Origin of the sequence: Streptomyces sp. NPDC012508, from assembly GCF_042902595.1 — a bacterium.
Classification (GTDB): domain Bacteria; phylum Actinomycetota; class Actinomycetes; order Streptomycetales; family Streptomycetaceae; genus Streptomyces.
Map to the genome: position 1 here is coordinate 1 of NZ_JBIBEO010000004.1, position 14,826 is coordinate 14,826.

Here is a 14,826-nt window from a genome sequence, read left to right on the forward strand (position 1 = left end):
TTTCCCTTTCCGGCGGTTCCGACTCTATCAGATCCTTTCGGGCCTGATTCCCAGTCAGCGGGAGTTGTCTTCGCGGCTGTTGGGCCGTTCCGACGCTCAAACTCTAGCGGATTTCCCGGGCGGCTCATAATCGAGCCATTCGAAATGAATTTCGGCATGCCGAAATTCGTCCCGGCTGGGAGATCGTGCTGAGTAAGAGGTGCCGCATCAGCGGCGGGAGTGGCTGTCGCAGAACCGTTCCGGCCCCGTGACAACTCGGAGAACACTACGGATACGCCGGGGGCGTGTCAACCCCAGGCCGGTGACGCTCTCAGGCCGGATCAGTCCAGGTCCGTGAGCCGGCCGCCCGCGTCCGGCTGGGTGTGCTCGACCCTGCGGAGGAGGCGGATCAGCATGTCGCCGAGGCCCGTGCGCTCCTCGCCCGTCAGGTCCTGGAGGAGCTCCTCCTCGAAGTCCGTCGCCATGCGCATCGCCTCGAGCCACTTCGAGCGGCCCTCGTCCGTCAGCTCCACGATCACCCGGACGCGGTTGCTCTCGTCGCGGTCGCGGGTGACGAGGCCCTCGCCCGCCATGCGGTCGATGCGGTGGGTCATCGCGGCCGGGGTGAGGCCGAGGCGCTTGGCGAGCTCGCCCGGGCCCAGGCGGTACGGGGCTCCGGCGAGGACGAGGGTCTTGAGGACCTCCCACTCGGCGTTGCTGATGCCCAGGTCGGCGAGCTGGCGGCCGTACGCCACGTTCATCCGGCGGTTCAGCCGGCCGAGGGCGGACACCACCTTCTCGACCTGGGGGTCGAGGTCCCGGTACTCGCGCTGATAGGCCGCGATCTGCTCGTCGAGGGTCGGCTCCTGCGGGGGGCGCGGGCCGGACTGCTCGGGGTTGTCGGACATGCGGGGAGTATCCCACGCTCGCCGTTGGCGTTGAAGTCCTTCCATGTGTATTGTTAAGCATCGAATTTTAGTGTTGAAGTCTTCAGGGCTCAGGCCTACAGGTCTGAAGGTCTGAAGCTCCCTGATCGAAGTGGGTGAGTGTGACCAAGGCGATGGGTGCAGCGATGCGCCGGATCCAGGCAGGCAGCGCGCTGAGCGCGTTCGGACTCGGCTTCACCGTTCCGTACCTCTATGTGTACGTGGCTCAGGTGCGGGACCTGGGCGCGACCACGGCGGGCATCGTGCTCGCCGTCTTCGCCATGGCCGCACTCGTCGTCCTGCCGTTCAGCGGACGCGCCATCGACCGGCGCGGCCCCGTCCCCGTCCTCCTCGTCGCCGCCGTCCTCGCGTCGCTCGGCGCGCTGGGCATGGGGCTCGCGGGCAGTGTGCCCGCCGTCGTCGGTTCGGCCGCACTGCTCGGTGCCGGTACGGCCGTGATGCAGCCGGCGCTGGCGACGATGATCGTCTGGTGCTCCGACCCGGCCGGCCGGACCCGGTCGTTCGCCATGCAGTTCTTCCTGCAGAACCTCGGCCTCGGTGTCGGCGGTCTGATCGGTGGCCAGCTCGTCGACGAGAGCCGGCCGGGCAGCTTCCTTCTGCTCTTTTCGATCGAAGCGGTCATGTTCCTGGTGCTCGCCGGGATCGTGCTGACCGTCCGGATGCCGGGCTCCCCCGCCCTCCAGGGCACCCGGCCGGCCGCCTCCAAGGGCGGCGGTGTCCGGGCGCTGCTCGGGCACAAGGCCATGGTGCAGCTCTGCGTCCTGGGCTTCGTGCTGTTCTTCGCCTGTTACGGACAGTTCGAGTCGGGTCTCGCGGCGTACGGCACCGAGGCCGCCGGGATCCAGCCGTCGACGCTCGGGATCGCGCTGGCCGCCAACACGGCCGTCATCGTCGTCGCCCAGTTCGTGGTGCTGCGGTTCGTCGAGCGCCGCCGCCGGTCCCGGGTGATCGCGGCCGTCGGTCTGATCTGGGCCGTGGCCTGGGTGATCGCGGGGTACGCGGGGCTCGGAAACGGCAGCCAGGCCATGGCGACCGCCGCCTTCGTCTCCACGTACGCCCTCTTCGGGCTCGGTGAGGCGATGCTGTCGCCGACCGTGGCGCCGCTGGTCGCCGACCTCGCGCCGGAGTCGGCGGTCGGTCAGTACAACTCGGCGTTCGCGCTGGTCAAGCAGCTCGCGCTGGCCGTCGGTCCGGCCGTGGGCGGGCCCATGGGGGCCGCGCTGCACGGGCCGTACATCGTGACCTTCGTGCTCTTCTCGCTCGGGATCACGTTCCTGGCGCTGCGGCTGGGCAGGCAGCTCACGCCGGTGCAGGACCAGCCGTCGCTCGCGGCGAAGACCTCCCGGGTCGTGGCCCAGCACCTGCCCGAGAAGGAGAGCGTCTCCGTCTGACGCCCTAGTCGGGCAGGGCGAACTCGCACCAGACCGCCTTGCCGCCCCCCGGCGTACGGCGGCTCCCCCAGGACGAGGCGATCGTCGCGATGATCGAGATCCCGCGGCCCGCCTCGTCCTCCGTCTCCGCCCTGCGGCGGCGCGGCAGATGGTCGTCGCCGTCCGTGACCTCGATGATCAGCCGCCGGTCCGTACGGCGCAGTCTCAGACGCATGGGCGGAGTGCCGTGCTTCAGGGAGTTCGCCACCAGCTCGCTGGTGGCGAGGACCCCGAGGTCGCGCAGCTCGACCGGGAAGCGCCAGCTGGAGAGGACGCCCGAGGCGAAGGCACGCGCGCGTGGGGCCGCCTCCACTCCCCCGAGCAGTTCCAGGGCCGCGTTGTGGAACAGCTCCGCGTCCGGTCCCTTGCGGGACGGGTGCTGGACGACCAGGACGGCGACGTCGTCGTCGTGCTCGGCGGTCACGCCGAGCGAGCGCAGCAGCCGGTCGCAGACGACCTGGGGGGTGCCGAGCGCACCGGACAGGGCACGCTCCAGTGCGGCGACGCCCTCATCGATGTCCTCGCGACGGCGTTCGACGAGACCGTCCGTATAGAGGACAGCGGTCGAGCCGGGCGGCAGGGCGATCGCTCCGGAGGTGTGGAGCCAGCCGCCGGTGCCCAGCGGGGGTCCGGTGGGGTCCTCGGCGCGGCGGACCGTGCCGTCCTCGTCCCTGACGAGGATCGGGAGGTGGCCGGCGGAGGCGTAGACGAGCTTGCCCTCGTTGGGGTCGTGGACCGCGTAGACGCAGGTGGCGATCTGGCTGGCGTCGATCTCGGCGGCGAGGCCGTCGAGGAGCTGCAGCACCTCGTGCGGGGGCAGGTCGAGCCGGGCGTAGGCCCGGACGGCGGTGCGGAGCTGGCCCATGACGGCGGCGGCGCGCACCCCGCGGCCCATCACGTCGCCGATGACCAGTGCGGTGCGTCCCGCCCCCAGGGTGATCACGTCGTACCAGTCGCCGCCGACGGCCGCGTCCGTGCCGCCGGGCTGGTACGTGGCGGCGATGCGCAGGTCGTCGGGCTGCTCCAGCTCCTGCGGGAGCAGGGAGCGCTGGAGCGTGACGGCTGTCTCGCGGTGCCGGCGCTCGCTGGCGCGCAGCCGCTCGGCGGCCTCGGCGTGGTCGGTGACGTCGGCGGCGTGCACGAGGACGCCGCCGCCCTCGAAGCGCGGGGACTCCACCGGCAGGCAGGTGACCGTGTACGAGCCGCCGTCCCGGGTCTTGCGGGACTTGACCGTCCGGGGCTTGCCGCTGCGCAGGACCTGGTCCATCAGCGGCAGCAGGCCCAGCTCGTGGGCCTCGGGGCAGGCGTCGGCGACGGTGGCCCCGGCCGGGCGGGGGCCGAAGGCGGCGGCGTAGGCGTCGTTGACGTAGGCGATGCGGTGCTCGGGGCCGTGCGCGAGCGCGACGAGGCCGGGAAGGCGGCCGATGATCTCCCGTGCGGAGAAGTCCTCCAGGGCGGGGACCTCGTCGGGGAGGGGCTCAGGCTGCTGCTCGTACTCACCGCGGGCCGCGGGCACGGCGCCTTCGGTCCCCCGCGCCGCCGTGCGGCGCTGCGTGCCGGGGAGTCGGGCGCTCCAACGGGTGAAGTTCACGGATCTGTATGCCTCGTGGTTTGTTGGCCGTGCTGAGTCACTCTGTGCAGGTGTGAGCCCACCTATGGTCACACGTCCAGTGTGACGGACCGCACTGACATCGGTGTCAGCCGGGCTTCGGGCCGTTCTTGGGGGGCGGGGGCGCGGCGGCGAGTTCGAATTCGGCGCGCGGGTGTTCCAGCGAACCGAGCGAGACGATCTCCCGCTTGAACAGGCCGGAAAGGGTCCATTCGGCCAGGACGCGAGCCTTCCGGTTGAAGGTCGGGACGCGACTGAGGTGGTAGGCGCGGTGCATGAACCAGGCGGGGTAGCCCTTGAGCTTACGCCCGTAGACATGGGCCACGCCCTTGTGGAGACCGAGGGAGGCGACCGAGCCCGCGTACTTGTGGGCGTACTCCTTGAGCGGCTGTCCGCGCAGGGAGGCGGCGACGTTCTCGGCCAGCACCTTGGTCTGGCGTACGGCGTGCTGGGCGTTCGGGGCGCACTCCGCTCCCTCCACGTCCGCCGCGATGTCGGGGACGGCCGCGGCGTCTCCGGCGGCCCAGGCGTGTTCGACGCCCTCGACGGTCAGGTGCGCGGTGCACCTGAGCCGGCCGCGTTCGTTGAGCGGCAGGTCGGTGGAGGCGAGGACCGGCGCGGGCTTCACGCCGGCGGTCCAGACGACGGTCCGGGTCGGGAAGCGGCTGCCGTCGCTGAGGACGGCGACCCGGTCCTCGCAGGAGTCGAGCCGGGTCTCCAGGCGTACGTCGATGTTGCGGCCGCGCAGCTCGCGGATCGCGTACGTGCCCATCTTCTCGCCGACCTCGGGGAGGATCCGGTTCGACGCCTCGACCAGGACCCACTTCAGGTCCTCCGGCTTGATGTTGTGGTAGTACCGCGCGGTGTAGCGGGCCATGTCCTCCAGCTCGGCGAGCGCCTCCACGCCCGCGTAGCCGCCGCCGACGAAGACGAAGGTGAGGGCGGCGTCGCGCAGGCCGGGGTCGCGGGTGGAGGAGGCGATGTCCATCTGCTCGATGACGTGGTTGCGCAGCCCGATGGCCTCTTCGACGGTCTTGAAGCCGATCGCGTAGTCGGCGAGACCGGGGACGGGAAGGGTGCGCGAGATCGAGCCGGGCGCGATGACCAGTTCGTCGTAGGTGAGCTCGATGTTCCCGCTGCCCTCCTCCTCGGTGGCGAGGGTGGAGAGCGTCGCGGTCCGCTTGGCGTGGTCGACGGCGTGGACCTCGCCGATGGTGATGCGGCATTTGTCCAGGACGCGGCGGAGCGGTACGACGACATGGCGCGGCGAGATCGAGCCGGCGGCGGCCTCGGGCAGGAACGGCTGATACGTCATGTACGGCTCGGGCGTGACCACCACGATCTCGACGGAACCGCTTCTGAGCTCGGCCTTGAGCTGCCGCTGCAGGCGCAGCGCGGTGTACATCCCGACGTAGCCACCGCCGACAACGAGAATGCGCACAGGTTCGGTCACTGTCCCATGACGCAACGCCGTTCGGGGTTTGTCCACAGCCCCGGCAAATTGTGTGACCGGCGGTGCGCGGGGGCGCGGGGTGGCGCACAGGGTGGGTACAGGGGGAACCACGCAGGTCAGAGTGGGCGTGGGGGGTGGCGTGGCGGAGCGGAATCGGGAGAGTTCAGGCCCTTGCTCCGATCGGGGGGCGCACCGTGCGGAACTCCCCCTTCTGAATTGACCTCGACTCAACTATGTTCGTACCTCGTCGGGGTATTGGATCGCAGCGCATGGACCAGAGCGCTGCACACAGGTCCGTGGGCCCGTGTCAGGGCGGGGAAAGTCTCCGGGGGGAGACATCATGAGCGGGGGAACGCTTATGCACATGCAGGATTCGCGGTGGCAGGCCGTCGTCGGGACCACCGACGGCTCGCTCGACGGACGTCATGCGGGTGTGAGTACGGGTACGGGCACCGGCACAGCGACGGGTGCGGGCGCGGGATCGTCGACGGCGATCGGCCGGTCGGCGCCGCTGCGCGTGGACGCGCAGCGGAACCTGGAGCACGTGCTGCGCGCGGCGCGCGAGGTCTTCGGCGAACTCGGTTACGGGGCGCCGATGGAGGACGTGGCACGGCGCGCCCGGGTCGGCGTGGGCACGGTCTACCGCCGCTTCCCGAGCAAGGACGTGCTGGTGCGCCGGATAGCCGAGGAGGAGACCTCCCGGCTGACCGAACAGGCGCGCACGGCCCTCGGGCAGGAGGAGGAGCCCTGGTCGGCGCTCTCCCGGTTCCTGCGGACCTCGGTGGCCTCGGGGGCGGGGCGGCTGCTGCCGCCGCAGATCCTGCGGGTGGGCGTGGACGTCGACGACCTGCTGCTGCCCGCGCAGGCGCCGGGCGACGAGGCCCGGGTGCCGCACCAGCGGGGTTTCGCCGACCAGACCGGGCCGCGCGTGGCCGCGCCGCGTGCCGGGTCGGGGGCCGAGCAGGACGACACCGGAGCGGCCGCGCTCCTGGAGGTCGTCGGGCAGCTCGTGGACCGGGCGCGTGAGGCGGGCGCGCTGCGGGCGGACGTGACCGTGGCGGACGTTCTGCTCGTCATAGCCACGGCGGCGCCCGCCCTGCCGGACGCGGCGCAGCAGGCGGCGGCCTCGGCACGGCTCCTGGACATCCTCCTGGAGGGCCTGCGCTCGCGGTAGTCCGCTGCCGGAGGTGAAGGACCGGTCCGGGCGGACCGTTCAGCATGGCACGAACGTGTGAGCGGTTACGCCCGGATACAGGAACTCGCCCCGGACGAGTGGTAAGTGGACGCGAAGGTTCAGCGCGTCGGATGCTCTGTGGCACGCTTGCCCGGTGTTCGGGTCTGAGCGTGCGTACGGGGGCTTCCGCGATGAGCGGTGACGGTCGGGACGAGCCGCTGGGCAACGGCGGCGGCACCACGGAGACCGGGGACCTTCACTCCCGCCAGGTGCCGAACCAGGGCGGACCCGGAGGGACTTCCGGCGCGCCCGTCCCGGGGCCCACGGCAGGACCGGGCGTACAGGCCGGAACCACCGGGCCGGGCGCATCCACCGGACCCGGCGGACCTGCTGAACCCGCCGAGCCGAGTGTGCCGCAGCAGCGTGAGCACGGCGCGCCGGTGACCGCGCGGGGCGGAGCCGCCGAGACGCACGACACCGTCCTGCCGCCACCGTTCGAACTGCCGCCCTCCGACGCCGATCTCATCCAGCTGATGCGGGACGGCGACGACACGGCGTACGAAGAGCTCTTCCGCCGCCACTCCGACGCGGTGCGCCGCTACGCCCGGACGTGCTGCCGCGACGCGCACACCGCCGACGACCTGACGGCGGAGGTGTTCGCCCGCACGCTCCAGGCGGTACGGGGCGGGGCGGGGCCCGAGCACGCCGTCCGCGCCTACCTGTTGACCACGGTCCGGCGGGTCGCGGCGAACTGGACGCGGACGCAGAAGCGGGAACATCTGGTCGAGGACTTCGCGGTGTTCGCGGCGCAGGCCGGCCGCACCTCCGAGGTCTCGGACCAGGACACGCTGGACCTCGGCGCCGACGTCCGGGCCATGCACGAGGCCGAACAGTCGCTGGCGATGCAGGCGTTCCGGTCGCTGCCCGAGCGGTGGCAGGCCGTGCTGTGGCACACCACCGTCGAGGAGGAGTCGCCGAGCGATGTCGCGCCGCTGTTCGGTCTGACCGCCAACGCCACGGCCGTGCTCGCCAGCAGGGCCCGCGAAGGCCTCAAGCAGGCCTACCTCCAGGCGCACGTCAGCCAGTCGCTCACCGCGGGCGGCGACTGCGCCCGCTACGCCGACCGGCTCGGCGCGTACGCGCGCGGTGGGCTGCGGATGCGGGCCGAACGCGGGCTGCGCAAGCACCTGGAGGAGTGCGTGCGGTGCCGGCTCGCGGCCGGCGAGCTGGCCCATGTGAACGCCGGGATCCCCGCACTGCTGCCGGTCGCCGTCATCGGCTGGTTCGCCGCCGGGTACTCCCTCAAGGCCGCGGGCGTCGTGGCCGGCGGGGTCGCGGGCGCGGCCGGTGCCGGGGCGGCCGCCGCCGCGACGGGTGCCGGTTCGTCGAGTTCGGCCGGGGCGTCAAGCGCCGCCGCGGCCGAGGGGCTCGGCGCCCCCGCGAAGGCGGGTCTCGTGGCCGCCGTGGCCGTAGCGGCGACCGCCGGTCTGGTGTGGGCGCTCTCCGGGGACCCTCAGCCGGTCGCGCAGCCCGAACCCTCGCCACCGGCCGTCGCCCCCGCCGTACCGCCGGAGCCGACACCGCCGCAGAAGCCGGCTCCCAAGCCCCCGCCGCCGCCGGCCCCGCCGGTCGTCCAGGCACCCGAGCCGACACCTCCGCCGAAGCCGGCACCGAAGCCGTCGGTCAAGCCGACCCCCGCGCCGAGTCCCGAACCCACCCCTCCGCCGAAGCCGAGCCCCACGCCGAAGCCGACCCCGCCGAAGCCCACGCCCAAGCCGCCGCCGCCCGCCCCGCCCGCCGTCCACCAGGTCAACCAGCTGGACTACGGCGTCTTCGGCGACGGCGACAAGCCCGAGGTACGGATCGGCGACAGCAGCTGGATGTGGCAGCGCGACGGCCTCTCGCTGGGCGGCACTCGGTACGCGCACGGCGTGAGCGTGCACGCGCCGTCCGAGCTCGTGATCGACCTCAACCGGCAGTGCTCCGGCTACGACGCGCTCGTGGGCATCGACGATCTGAGCGCGCCACTCGGCGTGGGCGGTGTGCGCTTCGCCGTGTACGGCGACGGTGAGCGGCTCTGGCGCTCGGAGGTCCTCCGGCCGGGCGAACCCGCCGTTCCGGTCCATGTGGGCCTCGCGGGCGTCAGGACGATCCGCCTGGTCGTGGAGGAGCACACCCCGTTCGGCCGGGTCGCGGTCGCGGACTGGGCGCAGTCCCGCATCAGCTGCGCCTGAGCTCCGACTCGTAGGCCTCCACCAGGGCGATCACCTCGTCGAGGGCCAGCGGGGCGCCCTCGGCGTACGCCGTCGCGGTGGCGGCCTCGCCCAGTTCCGCGCGGGCCCGGGTCATCAGGGCTTCCGCCTCGCGGAGCTCGGGGACCGAGCGAGGCATCGCGGCGCGCCAGGTGTCGACGGCGGCGAGGACCCGGACCGCGAGCGGGAGCGCACCGTCCTGGCGGGCGAGTACGGCCGCCACGGTCTCCCCCAGCTGGGCCGTGATGAAGTCGGCGCAGTGGTCCTGTCGCGAGGCGCGCAGGGCGTCCGCCACCTGCGCCACCGCCGCGGCGCCCCCGCCCTCCTCCGCGGAGACGCGCGCGGAGAGCCCGGTCACGGCCGCGTTGAAGTGCGGCGGCGGACTGCCCATGAGAACCAGCCGTTTCGCCGAGTCCAGGTGCTCCCGAGCGGACCGTACGTCGCCCCGCTGGAGGGCGATCGCGGTCCTCATGAACCGTACGAACGGCTCCGTGTCCTTGACGTGGTGGCGGGCGGCCTCCGACTCGGCCTCGTCCAGGCCCCTCTCGGCGGCCTCCACGTCACCGGAGCGGTAGGCGAGTTCGGCGAGGCGGGCGATCAGGAACGGGGCCTCGGCGTGGGCGCCGACCTCACGGGCGAGGCCGAGGGCCTCCTCGTACGCCACCGCCGCCTCCGCGTGCCGGCCCCGCATCATGTGCGCTTCACCGGCCGCGCTCGCCACCTGTGCCCGCATCCAGCGGTCGCCGACCCGGCGGGACAGGACGAGCAGTTCGGCGAGGTCCTCGTCGACGCCCTGCAGCTCGCCGGGCATGTCGATCACCAGATGCGTACGGAACATCAGGATGACACCGACCTCCCACTCGCCGCCGTGGCGCCGGCAGTTCTCGACGGCGGTGTCCAGCATCGCGCGGATGACGGTGTGGTCCTCCGTGACGTACGCGGTGAAGGGCCACAAGAACCCGGGAAAGTCGGCCGACGGGGGCCCCGGCCGCTCGCCGAAGGCGTCGCGCACCCGCCGTACCAGCGCGATGGCCTCGGCGTCGTCGCGCAGATCGGCGACGCTGCGGTTCTCGACGGCGAGGAAGAAGGAGAGCATGCGCAGCCGCATCCGCGGCCAGTAGCGGGGGTCTTCGGGATCGTCGGGGTCCTCGCCGAGGCCGAGCGCGCGCTCGGTCCAGATCAGGCCCTCGGGGCGGTAGTTGCGCAGCCACCAGAACCAGCCCATCGCGAAGACGAGCCGGTGGGCGGCGGTCTCGTCGGGGGCCGTGACGGTCGTGCGGTGGAGGGCGGCGCGGATGTTGTCGAGGTCGGTCTCGATCCGCCGGATCCAGGGGAGCTGCTCGCCCGAGCGCAGCAGGGGCTCGGCCCGCTCGGCGAGGTCCGTGAAATACGCGGTGTGGGCCGCCTCGGCGGCGGCGCGCAGGCCGGGGCACTCGGCGGCCCGCTCGTCGGCGTACTCGTGGATGGTCTCCAGGAGCCGGTAGCGCATCTCCCCCTCGTCGGTGGGGGCGGCGACGACCAGGGACTTGTCGACGAGCGCGCCGAGCACGTCGGCGGCGTTCGGGGCGAGGGCGACGGCGACGGCCTCGGCGGCGGCGAGATCCCAGCCGCCGGCGAAGACGGAGACCTGGCGCAGCAGGGAGCGCTCGTCGGCGTCGAGGAGGTCCCAGGACCAGTCGACGACGGCGCGGAGGGTCTGCTGGCGGGGCAGGACCGTGCGGCTGCCGGAGGTGAGGAGGCGGAAGCGGTCGTCGAGCCGGTCGGCGATCTGGGTCGGGGTGAGCAGCCGTAGCCGGGCGGCGGCCAGTTCGATGGCGAGGGGGAGGCCGTCGAGGCGGCGGCAGATCTCCTCCACGGCACCGGGGCCGTCGCCGCAGGTGCCGGTGAGGTCGAAGTCGGGGCGTACGGCGCGGGCGCGTTCGGCGAAGAGGCGGTGGGCCGGGTCGGGCGGCAGGGGTTCGACGGGACGGACCGTTTCGCCGGGGACGCCGAGGGGCTCGCGGCTGGTGGCGAGGACGCGCAGGTGGGGGCAGTGGGTGAGGAGGGTCTCGGTGAGGGCGGCGGCGGCGTCGACGACGTGCTCGCAGTTGTCGAGGACGAGGAGGAGGGAGCGCGGCGCGAGGTGTTCGACGAGCCGGCCGGTGGGGTCGTCGTGGAGGGGCTGCCCCTCGCGGGTGATCAGATGCGTCTCCCGGAGCCGGAGGGCGGAGAGGACGGCTCCGGGCAGGGCGGTGGGATCGTCGAGCGGCGCGAGTTCGACGAGCCAGGCGGCCAGGGGGGCGTCTGGCGCCGTAGGGGTGTCTGGCGCCGTGGGGGTCTCTGGCGCCGTGGGGGACGGGGCGGCCGTTGTTGGGGTGGGGGCCGGGGCGGCCGTCGGGGCCGGATGGCCGACGGCCGTCGGGGGCGGGTCGGCCGGGGAGGCCGGATGGCCGGAGGTCGCAGCCGTCGACGTCGGCGTCGGATGGCCGGAGGACGTCGCAGCCGTCGGGGCCTGATGGCCGGAGGACGTCGGGGCCGACCGGGCCGGATGGCCCGAGGCCCCCGGGGCCGTCGGGGGTGTCCGGTTCTGGAGGGCGAGGGCGACCTCCTCGGCAAGGCGGGTCTTGCCGGAACCGCCGGGGCCGGTGAGCGTGACGAGCCGGGAGCGGGCGAGGTCGGCGCGGAGGGCGGCGAGTTCGGGTTCACGGCCGACGAAGGAGGTCAGGCGGGGGCGGATGTTCCCGGTCTCGTGCGGGGGCGGGGGCGGGGGAACGGCCGGCCGGAGCAGTTCCCGGTGGAGCGCGGCGAGTTCGGCGCCCGGGTCGGCGCCGAGGCCCTCGGCCAGCGTGCGGCGGGCGTCCTCGTATGCGGCGAGGGCGTCGGCCTGTCGGCCCTCGGCCCGCAGGGCGCGGACGAGTTGTGCGCGGAAGCCCTCGTCGTACGGGTACGCGCCGGTGAGCTCGGACAGCTCCGGTACGAGTCCGGCGACGGCGCCGCGCCTCAGGTCGGCCTCGACGCGCTGCCGTACGGCGGCGAGCCGCTGCGCCTCGGGGCGCACGCGCGCGTGGGCGGGCAGGTCGGCGAGCGCGGGGCCGCGGAAGAGGGCGAGGGCGGTACGGAGGAGCGCGGCCGCGCTCTCGGGGTCGCCGGCGTCGAGGCGGGCGCCGGCGTCCCGGACGTGGCCCTCGAAGACGTACAGGTCGATGTCGTCCGGTCGCGCGGCGAGGCGGTAGCCGGGGCCCGGCACGGACTCGACGGCCTCCTTGCCCAGCACGCGGCGCAGCCGCCCGACGAGGGCCTGAAGAGCGGCGGTGGCGTCGTGCGGGGGCTCGTCGCCGTACACGTCGTCGACGAGCTCGGGGACGGTCACGGCCCGCCCGGCGCGCGAGGCGAGCGCGGCGAGCAGCGCGCGCAGCCGGGCTCCGCCCAGAGGGAGGGGCGTGCCATGGGCGTCGAGCGCGAGGGTGGAGCCGAGGATCAGATACCGCACGCGCGCCATTGTCCCCGGGGGTGCCGCGGGGCGCCTCGGGGTTTCTCCGGAGGGCCGGCGACGGGGGGCGGCGGCCACGGTCGGACGGGGGTCGGCGGCCACGGTCGGCGACGGGGGCGGCCACGGTCGGACGGGGGTCGGCGACCAGGGACCGCGACAGGGGTCGGCGGCCAGTGTCGGACGGGGTCGGCTACCAGCGCCGGCGACGCGGATCGGCGACCAGCACCGGCCACGCGGGCCCGCGACCAGCACCGGCGACGCGGGGCGGCGACCAGCACCGGCCACGCAGGGCGGCGACCAGCACCGGCGGACGTTCAGGCGAGCGGGCGTTCCGGGCCGCCGTGCACGCCCCTCACGCCGGCAGGGAGCGCCTGCTCTCCGGGATCAGGGGGCCCACCACCGCCGCGCGACGGCGCGGGGCCGCCGTGCCCGTCCAGCACGTGCCGCGGCGGGCGAGGAGGCGGTGGAGCCAGAGTTCGGTGGAGACCAGGTCGGCGAGGCCGTCCAGGGGGACCGGGTCGCCGTCGGCGGCCGCATGGAGGGCCTTGCGGACCACGCGGGCCTCGATCAGGCCCGCGTCCGCGAGGAGCGGGGCGTCGAAGAGGGCCATCAGGTGCGGGAGCGCGGCGCGCAGGCCCGCGCGGGTGGCCGCGGCCGGGACCGCGGGGTTCGGTGAGCCCCAGCCCGGCGGGAGGTCGTGGATGCCCGCGCCCGCAAGGACCGTGCGCAGGACCGAGGCCCGGGCGCCCGGCTGGACCCGGAGCGATTCGGGGAGGTCACGGGAGGCACGTACGACCTGGTTGTCGAGGAACGGGGCGTGCAGCCGCTGGCCGCGGATCTCGGCCGCCTGTTCCAGGATCCGGTGGTCGGCCGCCGCGCGGGCGAGCGCCGCACGCGCGCGTGCCTCTCCCGGCCGCTGCACCGAAGTCGGCAGCGTCGCCGCCCGGGTCAGGCGAACCGATACTTCAGCCAGCGCCTCGCCCGTCAGCCACCGTGCCGCGGGGCCCGGTCGCGACCAGGTCAGCGCGGACAGGGACGCCTCCAGTGGGCCGACGAAGGACCCCGGCCCCGGCCGGTTCGCCTCGAGGAGCCGCGTGGCGGCCTCCTCGATGCCGGCGCGGTACGGGGTACGGGCGAGGCGGCGCGCCGCGCGGTAGACCGTCAGCGGGACGAGCAGCGAACCCGCCGACGGGCCCGTGGCCTTGGCGAGCGCGGTCACGGGGCGCAGCAGCGATCTGCGCCGCCGGTCCATCAGCAGATCGGCGAGGCGCGCCGGGTGCGCGTCCAGGACCTGACGGGCCCCCAGGCCCGTGAAGTGGTCCGCGCTGCCGCCCACGAGCCGCCGCCGGTGCCGGTCGGCGACGACGAGGGAGGGACCGGGCTCGTCGGTGAGCGGCCCGTCCAGCTCCGCGTACGGCAGGGCCTCCTCGCCCGCCGCCACGACCACATGGTGCAGCCGCGGGTTCGCCGCGATCGCCCGGGCCCGCTCCAGCTCGTCCTCGCGGTCCGGACCGCCCGGCGCGGTGAGGTCGTTGAAGGTGACGGCGAGCAGTCGCTCCCCGGCGCCCGTGCCGTGCCCGAGGATCGTCCCGGGCACCCCCGGCAGACCGGCCGCGAGCAGCGCGAGCGTGCCGGAGGCGCTGCCGCCCGACAGGTCCGCGCCGATACCGGGCGCCGGGCCGCCGCCCCGGGCCGCCCGCCGCTCGGCCGGCCCCATGCCGGGCACGGGCCCCGGGTCCGGGAGGGGCGACTCCGGGGCGTGCCGGGGCGCGGTGAGCCGGGCCCGTACGGCGTCGATCAGCGCGTCGCGTACGCCCTCCACCGCCCGGCGCGGCTCGACCTCGGCCGCGGCGACGGCGAGCGAGGCCACCGCTTCGTAGCCGGTGATCTCGCGCGAGCCCTCGCGCAGGATCAGCGCGTGCCCGGGCGGCACCCGCTTCACCCCTTCGTACGGTGTGGAGTCGCGCAGCGCCTCGGGGGTCTCCGGGCAGGCGAGCAGCGCCGCCAGATGCCCGATGTCGAGCTGGGCCTCGATGAGGTCCGCGAGGGGCAGGGCGGCCGTCGCGTACGCCGTGCCGCCCGCCCACGGGGTGTGGAACACCGGCCGCGCGCCCGCCAGATCGCCGGTCACGGTGATCCGGCGGCCGACCTGCACCACGGCCGTGTAGCTGCCTGCCCAGGCGGTGAGGTGGCGCAGCGCGCCCCCGCGCGCGGTGAGCAGCCCGACCCTCAGTTGGTCGTCGCTCGCGGCGCAGCATCCCAGTACGGCAAGGCGGGTGTGCCCGTCGATTCCGATCACGCGGACCTCGTCGGGGCGCCAGTCGCCGACCGCCCACAGCGGGTCGGGGTCACCCCACAGCAGCTGCGCGCCCACCGGGTGCACCGTGCGCCCCTCGGCCGTCGGGCTGCCCACGGCACCGGCCGTACCTGTCGGCCCGAAGCTCGCGGCGACACTGCTCCAGCCCACCAGCCATCGCATCGGCGCCTCCACGTCTGTTCAGTGGAGGAACATG

At 74.1% G+C, this 14,826-nt stretch carries 8 protein-coding genes; 3 read left to right on the forward strand and 5 right to left on the reverse strand.

Going from position 1 to position 14,826, the window contains the following annotated elements; translation table 11 throughout:
• Positions 1-320: 320 nt before the first annotated feature.
• Positions 321-887 carry a MarR family transcriptional regulator gene (locus tag ACFY8U_RS14250; protein WP_361606811.1) on the reverse strand — a complete coding sequence of 189 codons (567 nt, stop codon included), beginning with the start codon at positions 885-887 and terminating at the stop codon, positions 321-323.
• 152 nt (positions 888-1,039) lie between these two features.
• Here ACFY8U_RS14250 and ACFY8U_RS14255 point away from each other — a divergent pair, with 152 nt between their 5' ends.
• Entirely contained in the window at positions 1,040-2,317 is a 1,278-nt protein-coding gene (locus tag ACFY8U_RS14255; RefSeq protein ID WP_361606820.1) for an MFS transporter, read from the forward strand.
• 4 nt (positions 2,318-2,321) lie between these two features.
• Here ACFY8U_RS14255 and ACFY8U_RS14260 read toward each other — a convergent pair whose 3' ends face one another.
• On the reverse strand, positions 2,322-3,947 hold the full coding sequence (locus ACFY8U_RS14260; RefSeq protein ID WP_361435830.1) for a SpoIIE family protein phosphatase: 1,626 nt from the start codon (positions 3,945-3,947) through the stop codon (positions 2,322-2,324).
• Positions 3,948-4,053: 106 nt separating this feature from the next.
• On the reverse strand, positions 4,054-5,418 hold the full coding sequence (locus tag ACFY8U_RS14265) for an NAD(P)/FAD-dependent oxidoreductase (protein ID WP_389569754.1): 1,365 nt from the start codon (positions 5,416-5,418) through the stop codon (positions 4,054-4,056).
• Between the two features lie 358 nt (positions 5,419-5,776).
• Here ACFY8U_RS14265 and ACFY8U_RS14270 point away from each other — a divergent pair, with 358 nt between their 5' ends.
• The gene (locus tag ACFY8U_RS14270; protein ID WP_389570898.1) at positions 5,777-6,592 is read left to right on the forward strand and encodes a TetR/AcrR family transcriptional regulator; all 816 of its coding nucleotides are present in this window, start codon (positions 5,777-5,779) and stop codon (positions 6,590-6,592) included.
• A gap of 191 nt (positions 6,593-6,783) precedes the next feature.
• The gene (locus ACFY8U_RS14275) at positions 6,784-8,826 is read left to right on the forward strand and encodes a sigma-70 family RNA polymerase sigma factor (protein ID WP_389569757.1); all 2,043 of its coding nucleotides are present in this window, start codon (positions 6,784-6,786) and stop codon (positions 8,824-8,826) included.
• Here ACFY8U_RS14275 and ACFY8U_RS14280 read toward each other — a convergent pair.
• A complete protein-coding gene (locus ACFY8U_RS14280) occupies positions 8,813-12,313 on the reverse strand; it encodes a BTAD domain-containing putative transcriptional regulator (RefSeq protein ID WP_389569759.1) in 3,501 nt (1,166 codons plus the stop codon). The two genes, ACFY8U_RS14275 and ACFY8U_RS14280, sit on opposite strands and share 14 nt — an antisense overlap.
• Before the next feature lie 352 nt (positions 12,314-12,665).
• Positions 12,666-14,792: an asparagine synthase-related protein gene (locus ACFY8U_RS14285; RefSeq protein ID WP_389569761.1), complete on the reverse strand. Its 2,127-nt coding sequence runs from the start codon at positions 14,790-14,792 to the stop codon at positions 12,666-12,668.
• Positions 14,793-14,826: the final 34 nt, after the last annotated feature.

Coding starts and splice junctions, on each gene's coding strand:
- ACFY8U_RS14250 (WP_361606811.1), bottom strand. CDS start 887: ATGTCCGACAACCCCGAGCAGTCCGGCCCGCGCCCCCCGCAGGAGCCG.
- ACFY8U_RS14275 (WP_389569757.1), top strand. CDS start 6,784: ATGAGCGGTGACGGTCGGGACGAGCCGCTGGGCAACGGCGGCGGCACC.
- ACFY8U_RS14285 (WP_389569761.1), bottom strand. CDS start 14,792: ATGCGATGGCTGGTGGGCTGGAGCAGTGTCGCCGCGAGCTTCGGGCCG.
- ACFY8U_RS14255 (WP_361606820.1), top strand. CDS start 1,040: ATGGGTGCAGCGATGCGCCGGATCCAGGCAGGCAGCGCGCTGAGCGCG.
- ACFY8U_RS14270 (WP_389570898.1), top strand. CDS start 5,777: ATGCACATGCAGGATTCGCGGTGGCAGGCCGTCGTCGGGACCACCGAC.